The sequence below is a fragment of the Fictibacillus enclensis genome (assembly GCF_001457035.1).
GTDB classification, from domain to species: Bacteria; Bacillota; Bacilli; order Bacillales; family Fictibacillaceae; genus Fictibacillus_C; species Fictibacillus_C enclensis.
In genome coordinates, this window is the sequence record NZ_KQ758617.1 from 980595 (window position 1) to 998423 (window position 17829).

19 protein-coding genes and 1 pseudogene are annotated in these 17829 nt (G+C 42.6%); 13 read left to right on the forward strand and 7 right to left on the reverse strand.

Translation table 11 applies throughout. The features are described from left to right. Positions 1 to 209 precede the first annotated feature (209 nt). Positions 210 to 500, reverse strand: a pseudogene (locus AS030_RS05200) (BCCT family transporter); the annotation flags it as partial. A 159-nt stretch (positions 501 to 659) separates the two neighbouring features. Beyond that, positions 660 to 1073 (reverse strand): DUF1885 family protein, encoded by a 414-nt coding sequence (locus AS030_RS05205; RefSeq protein WP_061969149.1) that lies wholly within the window; start codon positions 1071 to 1073, stop codon positions 660 to 662. Positions 1074 to 1290: 217 nt separating this feature from the next. Here AS030_RS05205 and AS030_RS05210 point away from each other — a divergent pair, with 217 nt between their 5' ends. Continuing rightward, positions 1291 to 1590 (forward strand): DUF3055 domain-containing protein, encoded by a 300-nt coding sequence (locus AS030_RS05210; RefSeq protein ID WP_061969151.1) that lies wholly within the window; start codon positions 1291 to 1293, stop codon positions 1588 to 1590. Between the two features lie 112 nt (positions 1591 to 1702). Then, positions 1703 to 1822 carry a GapA-binding peptide SR1P gene (locus AS030_RS22895; RefSeq protein WP_074440471.1) on the forward strand — a complete coding sequence of 40 codons (120 nt, stop codon included), beginning with the start codon at positions 1703 to 1705 and terminating at the stop codon, positions 1820 to 1822. A gap of 81 nt (positions 1823 to 1903) precedes the next feature. Here AS030_RS22895 and AS030_RS05215 read toward each other — a convergent pair whose 3' ends face one another. After that, the gene (locus AS030_RS05215) at positions 1904 to 3382 is read right to left on the reverse strand and encodes an aminotransferase class I/II-fold pyridoxal phosphate-dependent enzyme (RefSeq protein ID WP_061969153.1); all 1479 of its coding nucleotides are present in this window, start codon (positions 3380 to 3382) and stop codon (positions 1904 to 1906) included. Positions 3383 to 3519: 137 nt separating this feature from the next. On the opposite strand from AS030_RS05215, the gene AS030_RS05220 reads away from it, so the two are divergent. Further along, a complete protein-coding gene (locus AS030_RS05220; RefSeq protein ID WP_061969155.1) occupies positions 3520 to 4488 on the forward strand; it encodes an NAD(P)H-dependent flavin oxidoreductase in 969 nt (322 codons plus the stop codon). Positions 4489 to 4577: 89 nt separating this feature from the next. Here the strand turns inward: AS030_RS05220 and AS030_RS05225 are convergent, their stop codons facing one another. Then, on the reverse strand, positions 4578 to 5216 hold the full coding sequence (locus tag AS030_RS05225) for a YktB family protein (RefSeq protein WP_061969157.1): 639 nt from the start codon (positions 5214 to 5216) through the stop codon (positions 4578 to 4580). Between the two features lie 203 nt (positions 5217 to 5419). Here AS030_RS05225 and AS030_RS05230 point away from each other — a divergent pair, with 203 nt between their 5' ends. The 3 genes from AS030_RS05230 (at position 5420) to AS030_RS05240 (ending at position 7054) form a co-directional block, all read left to right on the forward strand. Next, positions 5420 to 5608 (forward strand): hypothetical protein, encoded by a 189-nt coding sequence (locus AS030_RS05230; RefSeq protein WP_061969159.1) that lies wholly within the window; start codon positions 5420 to 5422, stop codon positions 5606 to 5608. Positions 5609 to 5775: 167 nt separating this feature from the next. Continuing rightward, on the forward strand, positions 5776 to 6591 hold the full coding sequence (locus AS030_RS05235) for an inositol monophosphatase family protein (protein ID WP_061969160.1): 816 nt from the start codon (positions 5776 to 5778) through the stop codon (positions 6589 to 6591). After that, the gene (locus AS030_RS05240) at positions 6581 to 7054 is read left to right on the forward strand and encodes a GNAT family N-acetyltransferase (protein WP_061969162.1); all 474 of its coding nucleotides are present in this window, start codon (positions 6581 to 6583) and stop codon (positions 7052 to 7054) included. The genes AS030_RS05235 and AS030_RS05240 overlap by 11 nt, the downstream gene beginning before the upstream one ends. On the opposite strand, the gene AS030_RS05245 is transcribed toward AS030_RS05240, so the two are convergent. Beyond that, positions 7051 to 7239 carry a DUF5325 family protein gene (locus AS030_RS05245; protein ID WP_061969164.1) on the reverse strand — a complete coding sequence of 63 codons (189 nt, stop codon included), beginning with the start codon at positions 7237 to 7239 and terminating at the stop codon, positions 7051 to 7053. The genes AS030_RS05240 and AS030_RS05245 overlap by 4 nt on opposite strands. A 185-nt stretch (positions 7240 to 7424) precedes the next feature. On the opposite strand from AS030_RS05245, the gene typA reads away from it, so the two are divergent. The 3 genes from typA to AS030_RS05260 are packed head-to-tail and all read left to right on the forward strand — an operon-like array spanning position 7425 to position 9905. Then, on the forward strand, positions 7425 to 9263 hold the full coding sequence (typA, locus tag AS030_RS05250) for a translational GTPase TypA (RefSeq protein WP_061969166.1): 1839 nt from the start codon (positions 7425 to 7427) through the stop codon (positions 9261 to 9263). A gap of 43 nt (positions 9264 to 9306) precedes the next feature. Beyond that, positions 9307 to 9624 (forward strand): YlaH-like family protein, encoded by a 318-nt coding sequence (locus tag AS030_RS05255; protein WP_061971561.1) that lies wholly within the window; start codon positions 9307 to 9309, stop codon positions 9622 to 9624. A gap of 11 nt (positions 9625 to 9635) precedes the next feature. Continuing rightward, a complete protein-coding gene (locus AS030_RS05260) occupies positions 9636 to 9905 on the forward strand; it encodes a hypothetical protein (RefSeq protein ID WP_061969168.1) in 270 nt (89 codons plus the stop codon). Between the two features lie 188 nt (positions 9906 to 10093). Here the strand turns inward: AS030_RS05260 and AS030_RS05265 are convergent, their stop codons facing one another. After that, entirely contained in the window at positions 10094 to 10294 is a 201-nt protein-coding gene (locus AS030_RS05265; protein ID WP_061969171.1) for a YlaI family protein, read from the reverse strand. Positions 10295 to 10582: 288 nt separating this feature from the next. Between AS030_RS05265 and AS030_RS05270 the strand changes: the two genes are divergently transcribed. Beyond that, complete coding sequence (locus tag AS030_RS05270) at positions 10583 to 11914, forward strand: PhoH family protein (RefSeq protein WP_061969173.1); 1332 nt, start codon at positions 10583 to 10585, stop codon at positions 11912 to 11914. Positions 11915 to 11967: 53 nt separating this feature from the next. Here AS030_RS05270 and AS030_RS05275 read toward each other — a convergent pair whose 3' ends face one another. After that, positions 11968 to 12465: a molybdopterin-binding protein gene (locus tag AS030_RS05275; protein ID WP_061969175.1), complete on the reverse strand. Its 498-nt coding sequence runs from the start codon at positions 12463 to 12465 to the stop codon at positions 11968 to 11970. Positions 12466 to 12611: 146 nt separating this feature from the next. Between AS030_RS05275 and AS030_RS05280 the strand changes: the two genes are divergently transcribed. The 3 genes from AS030_RS05280 to pyc all read left to right on the forward strand — a co-directional run bounded on the left by AS030_RS05280 (position 12612) and on the right by pyc (position 17677). Continuing rightward, entirely contained in the window at positions 12612 to 12893 is a 282-nt protein-coding gene (locus tag AS030_RS05280; RefSeq protein WP_061969177.1) for an Fpa/YlaN family protein, read from the forward strand. A 152-nt stretch (positions 12894 to 13045) separates the two neighbouring features. Next, positions 13046 to 14203: an FtsW/RodA/SpoVE family cell cycle protein gene (locus AS030_RS05285; RefSeq protein ID WP_061969179.1), complete on the forward strand. Its 1158-nt coding sequence runs from the start codon at positions 13046 to 13048 to the stop codon at positions 14201 to 14203. Between the two features lie 27 nt (positions 14204 to 14230). Next, on the forward strand, positions 14231 to 17677 hold the full coding sequence (gene pyc, locus AS030_RS05290) for a pyruvate carboxylase (RefSeq protein WP_061969181.1): 3447 nt from the start codon (positions 14231 to 14233) through the stop codon (positions 17675 to 17677). The last annotated feature ends 152 nt before the right edge of the window (positions 17678 to 17829 follow it).

Below are 17829 nucleotides of genomic sequence, written 5' to 3' on the forward strand. Positions count from 1 at the left end.
CAGGTTATTTTACAGTCATTGAACTTTCTCAAAACGACAGGTCTTTTTTTGAAGTGATGTTGTTTTTCATGTTTTTGTACTTTTCCTATTTGGTATCTGTAAGGGTGTGTCAGTCAACATTTTCTGCTTTAAAAAGTACGTTATGTTCATCCGTTTTATTTCTTTTAACAAAGTTGACAATGCTGTCTTTACCTTTTTTACTCTGATTTTCATATGCTGGCGAGTTCTTCACGCAATGTTTTTACCATTGAGAACATCATTGTAATAAGGATAAAGGCAAAGGGGAAGGCAGTGATAATTGCAGCGGTCTGAAGTCCCTGTAGTTCTCCTGACCAGAGAAGAACAGCAGCTGTGGCTGCCTGAACGATTCCCCACATAAATTTGATTTTATTTGACGGATAAAGGCTGCCGTTGGACGTCTGCATGCCAAGAACAAATGTTGCTGAGTCCGCAGATGTAATAAAGAATGTGGCAATTAACAGGATTGCAACCACCGATAATGTTTCACCCCTTTACTAAAGAAATTTTTTTTAGTTTCAGGTCCATTCAAAGTATCGACTTCATCCTCCAAGTTAATAGGATATCGAACATAAAAAAAGAAGTCTAACCAAAAGGTAGGACTGCGCCCATTAAAATTACACCTGTGATGTTAACCCGTTTTATTTTCTTTTATAGTAGTACATAATCCTTCCATTAAATAAATGAAGCTCGGCATCCAGATGCTTAGCCAGGAACTTGCAGAATTCATTTGCTTTTCCTTTATCACCATGGGTAAATCCTTCAGGAAGGGTAACTTGAATATAGGGGATGGATCCTGCTTCATTATCTACCCCAACCATAATGTATCTAAACCGCATTTTATCATTGCTGTTTAAATAAAACCATTGGCCTTTTGCATGGCTCTTCTCTTCAATGGTGTAGGGAAAAGCTGATTCCCCGTATTGCCAACCCAGCTGGGAACCGGTTTTGTTGGTGATGTCCTTGTAATAATGGAAGAGATCCTTTACTTCATCGATTGAAATGGTTTGTTGCTTTGAAGCCGGCACTAACTTAATATAAGCATTTTCCTGCAAGGTGAATCCCCGCTTTCTTTAAAATCATCCATTATATAATACACCAACAAGTTTATCATTATTTAAAATATTTTGACAATAAATGTTTATGAGTAGAGTCAGAGGGGAAAAAGATATAAATTGTAAGATGTTATAAAACACATTTCAGCGAATATAGTTGTGATATATTGCAAGCATAGCAGCCCGTTTTACGAATGAATTTAAAGGAGGGGTTACTGTGGAAATTTTTGAAAAGCTATACGATGAACAAGAAAATGTGGGGGTCAGGTTCGTTGGTTTTACAACGGAGGATGTTCGTTATGATTTTGGAATTGTTCACACGAATATGTTTTTCGGAAAGCCGCTGGTTATCTGTATGCAGACAGGGCGATCTGCGCTTTTAGATGCCAATGACTTGCAAAATTATGAGTACTTGCAACGGGTATTCCAAATTCATTCTTTAAAAGAAGTGAAAGATTTGTCCTTATTTTTTGAAGAGTCGGTTCCCCACATACCTGCTTCTGAACAATATGATTAATTATCCTAATTAAATAAATGTGACACACTAATTAATGGTTGACAAAATGAATGTGACATAATATTATAGAGATAAGAATAAAAGCGCTTACATGAAAAGGAGATGTTTTAAGATGGGAGAAATCATTTGCCAAACATGTGACAACACTATTGAACATTTTGAAGATGAAAAAGTAACGAAGTTATATTCCAATAAATGCCCGAACTGCTCAAGCACAAACGAAAAAAAATAGGGAAGATAAAGGACCCGGCATACTAAAAGCCGGGTCCTTTGATATTGAAAAACGCCTGGAAGTTTATCCAGGCGTCTGTTCTTAACGGATTGCGATATGCTCTTTAATGACTTTGATCATTTTCAAATCCGGATCTTCAGGTCCTTGAACTGGAAGACCAGCTTCAATCGTTTCTTTAACATAATTCAGGTTCTCTTGAGTAATAATTTCTCCTGGAATGAAAATTGGAATACCAGGAGGATACACCATCAGAAACTCCGCAATGATTCTTCCGGCGGATTCTTCAAATGGAATACTTTCCGTATCGGCATAAAACGCATCGCGCGGTGACAAAGCAAGAACCGGAATATCCGGAACGTGTACCGGGAGTGGCTGAACCGGCTTGCCGCCAGGGTTTTTTCCGAAGTGCTCAGCCATTTTTTTTAATGCATGAACAAGGACCATAATATTTTTTTCGTGGTCTGCGGTAGTAATCAAACAGAGGATATTATACAGATCGGAAAGCTCTACTTCGATGTTATTTTCCTCGCGGAGCCATACTTCTGCATCGTAACCTGTGATGCCAAGATCTTTTACTGAAATCAGCAGTTTTGTAGGATCAAGATCATAGGTTGCTTCTTTTCCCAGTATTTCCTCACCCACGCAGTACAGCAGGGGAATCTGGTTGATCTTCTCTCTTGCCTCATTGGCTAATTTAATGGTTTTTTCAATGATGCTGTATCCTTCAGTAGCAAGACGCTTGCGGGCTGTATCGAGTGATGCAAGCAGAATATAAGAAGTGGATGTGGTGGTTAGCATACTTAAAATGGTTTGCACGCGTTTTGCTGAAACAAGCCCTTCTTTTATATTCAGTATTGAACTACCGGTCAAGGATCCGCCCAATTTATGAACAGAGGTCGCGGCCATGTCTGCTCCAGCCTGCATGGCTGACAGAGGCATTTTATCATGGAAATGAATGAGTACGCCATGAGCTTCATCCACGAGAACAGGAACATGATAGCTATGGGCAATGTCCACAATCTCGCTTAGGTTGGCTGAAATGCCATAATACGTTGGATTAATGACAAGAACCGCTTTGGCATCCTGGTTTTGCTCGAGCGCCTTTTTCACGCTCTGAGGTGTAATGCCATGAGAGATCCCCAAATCGCGGTCAATTTCCGGATGAATGAAAACAGGGGTGGCTCCGGAAAAGACGATCGCCGTCATGATGGATTTATGCACATTGCGCGGGACGATAATTTTATCTCCCGGCGAAACAACGGACATAATCATGGTCATGATGGCGCCGCTTGTCCCCTGGACAGAAAAAAACGTGTGATCTGCTCCGAATGCCTGGGCGGCAAGATCCTGCGCCTTTTTAATCATCCCTTTGGGCTGATGAAGGTCATCAAGTGGTGCAATATTAATCAAATCAATCGATAATGCGTTTTCGCCGATAAAATCCCTGAACTCAGGATCCATTCCCTGGCCTTTCTTATGACCGGGAATATGGAATTGGTAAGGGTTACGTTTGGCATGTTCTTTCAAGCCGGTAAATAAAGGGGTTTCATGTTGTGACAATTCAGACACCTCATCTATAATGAACTTAATTCGTTTCTTTGTATATTTGTACATAGTAAAACAAAAGACAGTATATCAGATTCTAACAGTTTTGTATGCAAAGAAAACCAAAAAAGAAGGATAGGGGAGAAAAGAGGATGAATACGAGAATTACGAAAATGCTGGGCACACGATATCCAATTGTACAAGGAGGCTTGGCCTATCTTGCTTATTCAAGACTAGCTTCTGCGGTATCGAATGCCGGCGGCCTCGGTCAAATCACCGCCATGTCGCTTGAAACTCCGATTCATTTAAAAGAAGAAATCAGAAAAACAAAAGAAATGACGCCGTTTCCGTTCGGGGTGAATTTTGCCATCGGACAGCACGGCCGCCCCTACGAGCATATGGTGGAAGCGGCGGTTGAAGAAAGTGTCCCGGTTATCAGTATGACAGGTGGAAACCCTGCGGGAATTTTTCGGATGCTTGAAGGAATACCCGTCAAAAAACTCGTTCTGGTGGCGTCGGCCAGGCAGGCTATAAAAGCAGAACAGCTTGGTGCGGATGCAGTAATGGCAGTTGGCCAAGAAGGAGGAGGGCATATTGGCAGAGACGATATAGGAACGATGGTCCTCATACCGCAAATTGTCGATGCTGTGTCCATTCCGGTTATTGCATCAGGAGGAATCGGGGATGGCAGAGGATTGATGGCAGCGTTGGCTCTTGGAGCGGAAGGCATTGAAATGGGTACAAGGTTTATTGCCACAAAGGAATGTGAGCACGCCCATCCATCTTATAAAGAGGCACTTGTTAACGGCCTAGAAACGGATACGGCCGTTATAAAACGAACACTCGGGGCTCCTGGAAGGGCTGTCGCCAACAGTTGGACCAATCTCATTCTCTCACGGGAGGAAGAGGGTGCGGCGTATGAAGACTTGAAAGGCCTGATTAGTGGAGAGCGGAATAAAAGTTATATCTATGAAGGAAAAGCAGATGAAGGATTTGGGTGGGCCGGCCAGGTGATGGGAAGAATTCATGATGTTCCTTCGGTCGGGGAACTGATGGACCGCATTATTGATGAGGCAATCGAAATACGCAGTAAATGGGCTAAGGTGGGATTGGAAAAATAAAAAACAATCTACCCAAACCTTTTTTTTAGCCAACAATATAATGGTGGTAAGAAGAGGAGAAACCTTCTCCCCTTCTTGCCTAATCAAACTTATTCGGAATATATCTTCTTTTTCAGCTCATACAGAGGCATAAGGGTTTGAAAAACAGAATCCGCTTTATGTATAAACGTATCTCCATCCATCTGTATGGCTTCCTCTTTTGGAATATGTATTCCACACAGAAGTTCAGCTTTTTTTACATTTGCCAAGGAATTGATAAAATCAGAAAGTTTGCCGTTTTTCACATCGAGGTGTGGAAGGGCATCTGGCTTCATGTGATCTTGCGACCAGACAAAGTTATCAGGGATATTCTTATTGATTGAATCCAGCTCTTCTTTTAATAACGCTGCAAATTCTTTTTTTACGGGAGATTCGTAAATGACAGCAAACCAGATGAAAATATGGGTTTCAAAAAGCCCGATCTGAAAATGAGGAAGCTTTTTATAGCCGCGGTTGCTGCTTGAGAAGGCCACCCATGTATCATTGGGAGGATTGACGGTTCTGCGGGCATGTTTGGCCACATGATAAAACATTTCTTCTCCAGTGGATGATGAAAGTTCCGCAGCAAAATGTTTTCCCAACTCCTCCAATTTCGGTCTGACCTGTTCGATCAGTTTCTCCATTCTCGCCTCTAGGCCATCAATGGCAAATACAGAAAAATCTTTCTCGTTAAATCCATCAAATTGCATTGTCTTTCCTCCTGCTAAAAAACGTAATTGTCGTTCAGGTTAGTAGTTTACCACAGTTCGCAATATATGCTACTTTTATAATATTTTATGAAAAAAAGAGAATAAGGTTGCATTAAGCCAAAGTCAATCATATGATAGAAGACAATATCCAAAATCAGAATATTTAGTATTCTTACAAAAGAGAGAAAGGATGTGTAAAGTGTATGAAACAAGTCATTCAAACCCTAAAACGAACGGATGCAGAACGCAGAATCCCTGTATTAAAACTTGAAATCGACTATGAATTGTCCACCCTTTTCGATGCGCTGCAAAATAAAAACACAAAACAAATCAATGAGTCGAAGCGCAAGCTGGAGAAATTACGTCAAGAGCTAGTGAGACTAGAGGCATGATCACAACTGACACAGGGTAAAAAAAACGAACCTGATCTTATGCAGGGTCGTTTTTTTTGGTGTAAGGGGGGAACCTTCTTTTTTCAATAAGCGTTGTATGGTTATGTTGGGGGTAAATAGTGGTAACATATAGTAAAGGAAACACGAGACAAGGAGTGGATATAAAAATGGAAAGCGCAAAGCTCACGGAACTTTATGAGACGGCAAAAAGCTGGGTGTTTGAAGCTGGTGAAGTCATTAAACGTTCGTTTTCAGACGAATTGAACATTACATACAAATCACATGCTGCGGATCTTGTGACGGATATGGATAAGGGAATTGAACAGTTTTTTATTGATAAAATCAAAAATAAATACCCGGATCATGAAATTTTGGGTGAAGAGGGATATGGAGACAAGGTTAAAAACCTTGATGGCACAGTCTGGATCATTGATCCGATTGATGGTACAACGAATTTTGTTCACCAGCAATTGAACTTTGCCATTTCGGTCGGCGTGTTTCATGACGGAGAAGAAAAGCTGGCTTTCATTTATGATGTGGTTCGCAATGAGCTGTTTCACTGCAAGGCTGGGGAAGGTCTGTATCTCAATGAAGAAAAATTGCCGAGGCTGGAAGATACCACACTCGATAAGTCGGTAATTGGCCTGAATGCAACATGGATTACACCGAACCCGAAAATTGACCATCAGCTTCTTTTGCCTCTGGTGAGAAAGTCACGAGGAACACGATCGTATGGCACAGCAGCCATCGAGCTTGCATATGTGGCATGCGGACGCCTGGATGCGTATGTGACATTGAGACTGTCGCCTTGGGATTTTGCTGCTGGCTATATTTTAATTAAAGAAGCTGGCGGGATAATCTCGGACGTGAATGGGAATGCAGTCAATGTACTTGATAAAACAAGCATTTTCGCAGCAAAGCCTTCCTTGCATCAGGAAATCCTTGGCCTCATTTCACCAGGAACAAGTGCCAATGGACAGTAGAGTGTTTGTAACAGAAGATCTTCCTTTTTTAAAGAAAATGATTCTCTCCTCTCCGCGCTGGCTGGAGGAGGAAGGGCTGACAGGTAACGAAAGTGAAGCTGAGCTTGAAACCTATATGAAAACGTACGATAAGACGGGTGGAGAATGGCTGATCTGGAGTATACACGGACAAAAAATAGGAGCAACGTATCTTGTATACGCTGCTCCTTCTAATGGAAAGCCATGGCTTGGTACCATACTTGTTGACCCGGAACAGAGAAATCAGGGTCACGCCCGGGAAATTGTGGCTGATTGCTGCAGAAAAGTGGAAACCCTCAGTTCTGTTCTTTTTTCTGCCGCACCTGTCTTAAACCAGGATTGGATCCTATTTTTAAACAGGAACGGTTTTGAGCAAATAGGTCTGGAAAAAGATGAAAAAGGAAAAGAATATATAAAGTTCGCTAAAGCTGTTTCTCTGGCTTAAGCATTATTGTTTCTTTCTCTGAACTTCTTTTTCAAAGAAAAGCCAAAGCCCATTAGGAAGAAGACAGCGACAATGGCAATAATGGCGATGAGCCAGCTGTGTTGTCCTATGGCAACACCGATAAGCGCAATACTGAACGTCGTTAATACGGCGATCACTAAAAAAATGATATTTTCCGCTTTCATGATAAACCCTCCAATCTTCCGCATTATAAGTATAGTGTAACTAATTTTTCAAAAAAGAAAAAGATTGTTGTACTTTGTGGTATAATAGTAAAGTTGAAAACCAATAACCAAATTGAGAAAAAATATCCAGACTGGTACTGGGAATTTTATAAATAAAAAGATAGGATTTTTAAGGAGAGATTACTTTGGATTTAAGAACAGACATTAAGAACATCGCGATTATCGCGCACGTTGACCATGGGAAAACAACACTCGTGGACCAAATGCTTCATCAGTCAGGAACATTCCGTTCGAATGAACATGTAAATGAACGGGCTATGGACTCCAATGATATTGAGAAAGAACGCGGGATTACCATCCTGGCTAAAAATACAGCCATCAATTATGAAGGTACACGAATCAATATCATGGATACACCAGGACACGCCGATTTCGGTGGAGAAGTTGAACGTATTATGAAAATGGTGGATGGTGTGCTTTTAGTGGTTGATGCCTATGAAGGATGCATGCCGCAAACCCGCTTTGTTTTGAAAAAAGCGCTTGAGCAAAAACTTACTCCTATTGTTGTCGTGAATAAAATTGACCGTGACTTTGCACGTCCTGAAGAAGTGGTTGATGAAGTGATCGACTTGTTTATCGAGCTGGGTGCTGACGAAGACCAGCTGGAATTCCCGGTTGTGTATGCTTCAGCCATTAACGGTACCGCAAGCAATGACCCTGGTCAGCAGGATGAAAACATGAAAGCTCTCTTTGATTCCATCATTGAGAACATCCCTTCTCCAGTGGATAACAGTGCTGAACCGCTACAATTCCAAGTTGCACTGCTGGATTATAATGATTACCTTGGTCGTATTGGAATCGGCCGCGTATTTAGAGGAACCATGCATGTCGGCCAGTCGGTATCACTTATGAAGCTGGATGGATCGCTGAAAAAATTCCGTGTAACCAAAATATTTGGTTTCCTAGGGCTAAAGCGTGTTGAAATTCAGGAAGCCAAAGCGGGCGACCTTGTTGCTGTTTCGGGAATGGAAGAAATCAATGTCGGAGAAACCGTTTGTCCCGAAGGCCAGGAGGAGGCACTTCCGGTTCTTCGAATTGATGAGCCTACATTGAAAATGACTTTCTTGGTGAACAACTCCCCATTTGCTGGACGTGAAGGGAAATATGTAACAGCTCGAAAAATTGAAGAACGTCTTCGTTCCCAGTTGGAAACTGATGTATCTTTACGAGTGGATAACACAGATTCCCCGGATGCATGGATTGTCTCCGGACGTGGTGAATTGCACCTTTCCATCCTGATTGAAAATATGAGACGTGAAGGCTATGAACTTCAAGTTTCAAAGCCGGAAGTTATCGTACGAATGATTGATGGTGTTCAGTCTGAACCGGTAGAACGTGTACAAATTGATGTGCCTGAAGAATACACCGGAGCGGTTATGGAATCCCTGGGTGCACGAAAAGGCGAAATGTTAAATATGATCAATAACGGATCCGGTCAAGTAAGACTTGAATTTATGGTTCCAGCTCGTGGATTGATTGGTTATTCAACAGAGTTCCTTTCTCAAACCCGTGGATACGGAATCCTGAACCATACATTCGACAGCTACCAGCCGATTCACCAGGGACAGGTTGGAGGACGCCGACAGGGTGTTCTTGTATCAATGGAACATGGTAAAGCAAGCCAGTACGGCATTCTTAATGTGGAGGACCGCGGAACGATCTTCGTGGAACCGGGAACTGAGGTTTATGAAGGAATGATCGTCGGGGAACACACTCGTGAAAATGATATTACGGTTAACATTACAAAAGTGAAACAAATGACCAACATGCGTTCTGCCAACAAAGACCAAACCGTCAGTATGAAAAAACCGCGTGTTATGTCCCTTGAAGAATCACTGGAATACCTGAACGAAGATGAATACTGTGAGGTAACACCGGAGAGCATCCGTCTTCGTAAAAAAATCCTTGATAAAAATGAACGTGAACGAATGGCCAAGAAGAATAAACTAGCCAGTCAAAACTAATGATGTGCCGGGTGGGGTGTAAGTGATGAATGATAAAAAAGTCATGTCTGCGACGGGTGAAGATTCTTCACCCATCGCTCTTCTCTTAGGAATCAATGAACATCCAGTAGCAGGATTCTTTTTGTTATATTTGGTGATTACACTATTGACGATTCTCGTCTATAAGCTTGGGTTTGCAAAAAAGCTTCCTCCATTAAAATCAGCAATCATATATGTTCTGTTGGTTCTTGGATGTTTTCCGCTTACGTTTTTTGGAATCGGACTTCCGGTTGCCGAAGGGCTGTTATGTGCAGCAGCGGTACTTATCATCTATAAAATCCGTCTGCATCAAAGCAAACGAAACAAAGCTGAAAACCTTTAAGGAGAAAAATAATGACCTTACAGGACGCGCTTTACAACTGGCTGAGTATTAAAAAAGTGTCAGAAGAACGACCGGAAGATCAAGCTGCAAAAGATACCCTTCAGTTTTTTGATGAGATTTTGCGAGAAGATCACCATGTGTCAAACCCTTCAGTTAATCTGCAGGAAGAGAATTATGAGGTGGGATACATGATTGAAACCACCCACTTCAAAACGTCATTCCCCCGTGACTACATTGATGCTTTATGGGAATCCATTGAGGCAGAACCCAAATATAATTAAATGAAAAAACGCCCTTATCATGGAAAACGATCCATGTCAGGGCGTTTTTACTTTGAGCTCTTTTTTAGAACCTGGCCTGTTGCTTGTAGGGAAAGGAGCGAACCTCCTGAAACGCAAATCAATCAATTCCAGGAGCAAGCAGCACACAGCCCGAAAGAAAGCCGGCCCACAGGCCGGCAGCAACTGATTTACCATTCATTTTCTTTGGCAGGTGTCCGGTACAAAAGAAAATTTCCGGTCGAGATTCTTTTATTGGTTTTATCAGTAATCCGTTCCTCACACTTTTCACACATAAAGGTATGGATCGGCCGATTTCTCAGCCGCTTTGCCAGTGAGGATTGATCTTCAATGGATTGAATCGTATCACACAATACACATTTTACGCGCATAATTAAATCACCTCTATTTTTTGGTGCTGTTATTATTATAGCAAATAATGGGCGCTAAGCACCAATCATTCTCTGAATGGTCCGAAAACAAGGGTTACCAAATGCTATCGTTTCTTTTTCCTGTAATTTCCCTTGATTTCTTCTAACTTTATCGCTGTGTTCATACATTAGACTATAGTCCGTCCGGGCGGATCCATCCGGCCCCGGGTCATGCAATATGCATTACATTTCCTTTTATTTATTAACACTGCCCATTCTTAACAAATAATGTAAGGAGGCTGTGTAGGATTGGATAAAATATGTGTCCTTGATACTAACGTTCTTTTACAGGATCCCTATTCTATATTTTCATTTGGCAATCAGGAAGTGGTAATCCCGGCAATTGTACTTGAGGAAGTGGATTCGAAAAAAAGATACATGGATGAAATCGGAAGAAATGCACGTGAAGTATCAAGGCTGATCGACAAGCTAAGAATTAAGGGGAAGCTTCATGAAAATGTTCCGCTCGAGAATGGTGGTACTTTGCGCGTGGAACTAAATCATAAATCGTTCCAGAGGCTTCAGGAAACCTTCTCGGAACATACAAATGATAACAGAATTCTTGCTGTTACGCTGAATCTGGCAGTCGAAGAAAAAGGAAAGGAAAATGGGAAAGAGGTTATTCTGGTCAGTAAAGACGTTCTTGTAAGAGTAAAAGCTGACGCCCTCGGCATACAGGCAGAAGATTTTTTAAGTGATCGCGTGGTGGACAGGGATGAACAAACCTACCTGGGGTACAAAGAAATTTATGTAGCGAGCGAAGTGCTCGATAAATTCTATGAAAAGCATGAACTGGCTACGATCGAAATTGCCAATCATTCCTTCTATCCTCACCAGTTTCTGATTATGAAAGATCTGTACAGAAGCTCAGTTTCCGCACTGGCAAGAGTGGAGGATAACGGAAAGAAAATCAAGCCCCTTCTGTTTGACGGGGATTCGGTCTGGGGGATCAAGCCACGGAATGTCCAGCAAAAGATGGCGATCGAATTGCTGATGAGAAATGATGTGCACCTGGTGACGCTGATCGGTAAGGCGGGAACGGGAAAAACCCTTCTAACTCTGGCTGCGGGCTTGCTTCAAACTGAAGACCTGAAGAATTATATTAAACTTTTTATTGCAAGGCCCATCGTTCCGGTGGGGAAAGATATTGGATATCTGCCTGGGGAAAAGGATGAGAAGCTGAAGCCGTGGATGCAGCCCATCTACGATAATTTGGAGTATTTGTTTAATGCAAAAAAACAGGGTGAGATTGAAAAAATATTGGCAGGAATCGGCTCCATTCATGTCGAGGCGTTAACCTATATACGGGGGAGAAGCCTTCCGGATCAATTTATCATCATCGATGAAGCGCAAAACCTGACCAAGCATGAGGTCAAGACCATTCTGACAAGGGTGGGAGAAGGAAGCAAAGTCATCCTATTGGGAGATCCAAAGCAAATCGATCATCCGTATTTGGATGAGTTTACGAACGGACTCACGTATGTGGTTGAAAAATTCAAAGACCAAAGCATCAGCGGTCATGTGAGGCTCGAGAAGGGTGAACGATCAAGCCTGGCGCAGCTGGCAGCGGATTTGCTTTAATCGGGATATTAAATAAACCTGATGCAGGTGCATCAGGTTTATTTAATAATGGTTTATTTAATAATGAATTTTCGAATGTTTTTTATTGGGTTATCCTTGTTTCTTCCGTCTCCATAATAAAAATGGACCGGACCGTCTTCTCTAAGGGGTTTTCCATTTAAAGAGAATCCCAATATAGCCTTCATTCCATCTTCCAACGACAGTTCCACATCGCCGTCTTCTGACTGCACTTCAAGGACAGACGCATTGGCATCAGGTACGGCATTTTTAATAAAATGGGACAGGGCAATAGCAAACGTACCGGTTGAAATCGTTTCTTTTAACGATTTATTGGGTTTGCTTTTCTTTTCCGGAGGAGCAGAGCCTTCTATCAATTCTCTGTCCCAATGGGAGGATACTGCTTTTAAATATTTTTCCTCTTCGCTTTCCAGATCTTCGTCGCGGTCAAAATAAGTGGTCAAATCAAATTTTCTCTCATCAAAAATAAAAACACCCGGATCGATGGCAAGTTTGTATTTTACGTTTCCCGTCATTTCCAGAACAAAATCCATAGTACCAAGCTCCTATATGTTGTATAGTTATGTTATATCTTCATTTATTCTAACATGAATAAGCATAATACGGTAATTTGTTGATTTTTTGCCTGTGTCACGCTATATTAAAGAGTAGAAAGCCAGAGTAGAACGGAGGGATTATATTGTCACCTGAGATGGCAACAGGACATCGTGAAAAGGCATTTGAACTGTTACAGGCAGATGCAGCGAAGATTCTGAAATTAATCGAAGTGCAGATGGAAAACCTGACAATGCCGCAATGTCCCCTCTATGAGGAAGTGCTGGATACCCAGATGTTCGGACTCTCCCGGGAGATTGATTTTGCAGTAAGGCTGAACCTGGTGGATGAAGAAGATGGAAAAGGTTTGCTAGAATCACTTGAACGCCAGCTAACCGCTTTGCATGAAGCATCCATGCGGAAATAATAAATGACTCAAACCGTCGGCGACTGGTTTGAGTTTTTTTATTTTGTTGTCGTAATCTGTGTTAAACTATTTTTAACTTCATCATACAGTGGAAAAGCGTAGAGCAGGTACGAAAACTGTTAGGGAAAAGACTACATAAAGGATGTAAGAGCATGTTAAAGAAAATGTTTCGCCACTATGACTATTCACTCGTCATTGCTATTTTAGTGTTGTGTGCAATCGGGCTTGTCATGGTGTACAGTGCAAGTATTATTGTGTCGATTAACCGCTTTGGCTATGAAAGCAACTTCTTTTTTATTCGGCAGCTTGTCTTTCTCATTGCTGGTCTGTTTTGCTTCTTGATCGCAATGATCATTCCCTACCATCTATATAAGAAATTGATCATTCCTATTGTTTTTGGGTCAATCGCGCTATTGGCAGCTGTTCTTTTTATCGGACGTACAACCAACAATGCGCAGAGTTGGATTTATATCGGGAGCATCGGATTCCAGCCTTCGGAATTTGTGAAACTTGGACTGACGATCTATCTGGCAGCCATTTTTTCAAAGAAAAAGGACAAGCTCGAAAATTTTGCAGCCAGTGCTCCGCCTTTAAGTATATTCGGTATTATTTTTATACTGATTATGAAGCAGCCTGACTTGGGGACCGGTATGATTATTGCCGCCACTACAGGAATTATCATTCTAAGTTCTAGAATGAAGCCAGTTCACAAGCTGCTGCTGATTGTGTCGGCGGTGGTAGTTATTGCTCTCGGATCACAGGTTTTGACAGATGAACAAAAATCCAGATTTACTGCAGCCTATGCCCCTTTTACAGATCCAGAAGGACAAGGATTTCAGCTTGTAAACTCGTATCTTGCCATCGCCCATGGCGGAATAACTGGTACTGGATTAGGGCAAAGCATACAGAAGTATGGGTTTTTGCCTGAACCGCAAACTGACTTTATTATTGCTGTCATTGCCGAAGAACTTGGCTTTTGGGGTGTTGCGATTGTAGTTGGGTTAATTGCTTTTGTTGTGATCAAAGGGTTTATTACTGGTTTACGCAGCAGGGATACATACGGCAGCTTGCTGGCGTTTGGCATCTCGGGAATGGTCGGCATTCAGGCGACTGTAAACCTGGGGGCTGCAATCGGCCTTCTTCCGGTTACTGGTGTACCGCTGCCGTTTATTTCATATGGTGGTTCATCTCTAGTTTTGCTGTTAATTTCCATGGGGATTCTCGTCAATATATCCTGTCATGTGAATTATAAAAGAAAGCATCAAAACCCGGAACAAGCATCCGTAAAGGAAAATTTGCGAGCGGTCTGATTCCGGTAAAAAGAGGGAGAGATACCGATGTCACAAAAGCAGATCAGAAAAATACTCGTGGCCAACCGCGGTGAAATTGCCATTCGTATTTTCCGTGCCTGCACGGAATTGGGGATACGGACTGTAGCGGTATATTCAAAGGAAGATTCTGGGTCATATCATCGCTACAAAGCAGATGAAGCTTACTTGGTCGGAGAAGGAAAAAAGCCAATTGATGCTTATCTGGATATAGAAGGCATTATCGGCATTGCCAAAAAGAACGGGATTGATGCGATCCATCCCGGGTACGGCTTCTTATCTGAGAATATTCATTTTGCAAAACGCTGCGCCGAGGAAAACATTGTTTTCATTGGGCCCAAAGAAGAGCATCTGATCATGTTTGGTGACAAGGTGAAAGCAAGAGAAGTGGCGGTCAGTGCCGGGCTGCCGGTTATACCGGGCAGCGATGGCCCGGTAGGCAGCCTGGAAGAAGTAAAAGCTTTTGCCCAAGCCCATGGATATCCTGTTATTATTAAAGCCTCGCTCGGAGGCGGCGGAAGAGGCATGAGAATTGTCCGAAGCGAAAATTCACTCGCCGAGGGCTATGAACGTGCGAAATCTGAAGCAAAAGCGGCATTTGGCGAGGATCAGGTATATGTTGAAAGGTTTATTGAAAAGCCAAAACATATCGAGGTTCAAATACTGGCGGATTCATCAGGCAATATCGTTCACCTCTTTGAAAGGGACTGTTCCGTACAGAGAAGACATCAAAAGGTGGTTGAAGTTGCGCCGAGTGTAGGTCTTGTTACCGGCTTGCGCGATGAGATCTGTCGGTCGGCTGTTCAGCTCATGTCGCATATCAGCTATTTGAATGCAGGAACGGTGGAGTTTTTGGTAACCGGCAGCGGTGAATTTTATTTTATTGAAGTGAATCCAAGAGTGCAGGTAGAACATACGGTTACCGAAATGATTACAGGTGTCGACATTGTTCAATCACAAATCTTGATTGCCCAAGGGAATGAACTGCATGGTGACGTGATTGGTGTTCCAAGGCAGGAAGAGATCGCCTGTCATGGCTATGCCATCCAGTGCAGGGTGACTACTGAAGATCCGTCCAATCAATTTATGCCCGATACAGGGAGAATCAATGTGTATCGGTCAGGGGGCGGATTTGGGGTCAGGCTTGATGCAGGAAACGGATTCCAGGGGGCTGTGATTACCCCACACTATGACTCATTGCTGGTTAAACTCTCAACATGGGCGCTTACCTTTGAACAGGCTGCAGCCAAAATGCTGAGGAATTTAAAGGAGTTCCGGATCAGGGGGATTAAAACCAACATTGAATTTCTTGAAAATGTGGTAAAACACGAGTCCTTCCTTTCAGGGGATTATGACACTTCTTTTATTGACACGTCGAGCGAGCTGTTTATTTTTCCAAAGAAAAAAGACCGCGGAACGAAGATGCTCAGTTACATAGGTTCTACGACCATTAATGGTTTTCCGGGCATTGAGAAAGTGAAAGTGAAAGCTTTTCAAAAGCCCAGTGTGCTATCTGTTTCCATATCAGACTCGTTCCCTGATGGGACGAAGCAAATCCTTGAACACAAAGGTGCCGAAGGGCTGGCTCAATGGATTCAGGAACAAAAGAACGTTCTACTTACCGATACGACATTTCGGGACAGCCATCAATCTCTCTTGGCTACAAGAGTAAGAACGCACGACCTTCTTCAAGCGGCAGAGCCGACGGCAAAACTGTGGCCCGCTATGTTTTCCATGGAGATGTGGGGGGGAGCAACGTTTGATGTTGCCTACCGTTTTTTAAATGAAGATCCATGGGAAAGGCTATTGAAGCTTCGTGAAAGAGTTCCCAATATTTTGTTTCAGATGCTTCTCAGGGCATCCAATGCAGTTGGTTATAAAAACTATCCCGATAATGTGATCGAAGAATTTGTTGAAAAATCAAGTGAAGCCGGTATTGATGTTTTCAGGATATTTGACAGCCTGAACTGGATCAAAGGCATGACAGTTGCCATCGATTCGGTGAGAAAAAGCGGAAAGGTTGCAGAGGCAGCCGTATGCTATACTGGAGATATTCTCGATCCCGGCCGTACCAAATATAATGCACAATATTATATTGATATGGCGAAGGAGCTGGAGGCATCTGGCGCCCATATTCTCGGCATAAAAGATATGGCAGGGCTGCTTAAGCCACAGGCTGCCTATGAACTTGTTTCACGATTAAAGGATAATGTGGGGATTCCTATTCACCTCCATACCCATGATACGAGCGGAAATGGTATTTTTACGTATTCCAAGGCTATAGATGCAGGCGTTGACATTGTGGATGTTGCGGTCAGTTCCATGGCAGGAGGCACTTCCCAGCCTTCAGCTAATTCATTATATTATGCGTTGTCCGGCCATGAACGCCAGCCGGAAGTTAACATCAATAACTTGCAGCGCTTGAGTTCCTATTGGGAGGATGTCCGCCATTACTATCAAGGGTTTGAAAGCGGCATGAACGCTCCGGATCCGGAAGTATATGAACATGAAATGCCGGGCGGACAATTCAGCAATTTGAAGCAGCAAGCCAAAGCTGTTGGACTGGAAGAGAAATGGGACCTTGTCAAGCAAATGTACCGTCGTGTAAACGATATGTTTGGTGATGTGGTTAAAGTGACACCTTCATCTAAAATTGTGGGTGACATGGCCTTGTTTATGGTTCAAAACCAATTGAGCGAGGATGATGTATATGAACAAGGAGAGAAGCTTGACTTTCCGGATTCTGTTGTGGAGTTCTTCCAAGGGTACATCGGACAGCCGTACCAAGGCTTTCCTAAAGAGCTTCAGCAGCTGATCTTAAAAGGAAGGGAGCACATCACCAAGCGCCCTGGAGAATTACTTGAAGCGGCCGACTTTTTGGATATTAAGGAAACCCTGTTCCATAAGCTTAACCGGCAGGTCACGAGCTTCGACGCAATATCCTATGCGCTTTATCCAAAGGTGTTTTTGGATCGGGAAAAAATGTTCGACCAATTCGGTGACCTTTCCGTCCTTGACACTCCGACCTTCTTCTATGGAATGAGTCTGGGTGAAGAACTTAATGTGGAGATTGAACAGGGTAAAACACTGATCGTCCGTCTTGTTTCTATTGGAGAGCCACAGCTTGACGGTACACGAGTTGTTTATTTTGAACTAAACGGCCAGCCCCGGGAAGTGGTAATTAAAGATGAAAGCATAAAGTCTTCAGTTGCAGCCAAGCAAAAAGTCGATCAGGCGAATCCGGCCCATATTGGTGCAGGAATGCCTGGGACTGTCGTAAAGGTACTGGTTGAAAAAGGGGAAAGGGTTAAAAAGGGAGATCACTTAATGATCACTGAAGCCATGAAGATGGAAACCACGGTACAAGCTCCATTTGACGGTGTTGTAAAAGAGATTTATGCAAGCAACAGTGAACCAATAAGTCCGGGAGATTTATTGATCGAGCTGGAAAAGTAGTTCAGACTCCCTAAAAGAAGCTGATGAAGAGAATGTTATCCTTCTTCTCATCAGCTTCTTTTTTGTTGGAGTGAGAGATCGATAAGAAAATTCACAAATTTGTTAAAATTTAAACATATGCCAATGGCTCCCAAATCATAGATATGGCAGGG

Excerpts from the sequence above, each read along its gene's own strand:
- AS030_RS22895 (WP_074440471.1), top strand. The coding sequence starts at position 1,703 with ATGGGAGAAATCATTTGCCAAACATGTGACAACACTATTGAACATTTT.
- AS030_RS05220 (WP_061969155.1), top strand. The coding sequence starts at position 3,520 with ATGAATACGAGAATTACGAAAATGCTGGGCACACGATATCCAATTGTA.
- AS030_RS05225 (WP_061969157.1), bottom strand. The coding sequence starts at position 5,216 with ATGCAATTTGATGGATTTAACGAGAAAGATTTTTCTGTATTTGCCATT.
- AS030_RS05230 (WP_061969159.1), top strand. The coding sequence starts at position 5,420 with ATGAAACAAGTCATTCAAACCCTAAAACGAACGGATGCAGAACGCAGA.
- AS030_RS05235 (WP_061969160.1), top strand. The coding sequence starts at position 5,776 with ATGGAAAGCGCAAAGCTCACGGAACTTTATGAGACGGCAAAAAGCTGG.
- AS030_RS05240 (WP_061969162.1), top strand. The coding sequence starts at position 6,581 with ATGGACAGTAGAGTGTTTGTAACAGAAGATCTTCCTTTTTTAAAGAAA.
- AS030_RS05245 (WP_061969164.1), bottom strand. The coding sequence starts at position 7,239 with ATGAAAGCGGAAAATATCATTTTTTTAGTGATCGCCGTATTAACGACG.
- AS030_RS05255 (WP_061971561.1), top strand. The coding sequence starts at position 9,307 with ATGTCTGCGACGGGTGAAGATTCTTCACCCATCGCTCTTCTCTTAGGA.
- AS030_RS05260 (WP_061969168.1), top strand. The coding sequence starts at position 9,636 with ATGACCTTACAGGACGCGCTTTACAACTGGCTGAGTATTAAAAAAGTG.
- AS030_RS05265 (WP_061969171.1), bottom strand. The coding sequence starts at position 10,294 with ATGCGCGTAAAATGTGTATTGTGTGATACGATTCAATCCATTGAAGAT.
- AS030_RS05275 (WP_061969175.1), bottom strand. The coding sequence starts at position 12,465 with ATGGATTTTGTTCTGGAAATGACGGGAAACGTAAAATACAAACTTGCC.
- AS030_RS05285 (WP_061969179.1), top strand. The coding sequence starts at position 13,046 with ATGTTAAAGAAAATGTTTCGCCACTATGACTATTCACTCGTCATTGCT.
- pyc (WP_061969181.1), top strand. The coding sequence starts at position 14,231 with ATGTCACAAAAGCAGATCAGAAAAATACTCGTGGCCAACCGCGGTGAA.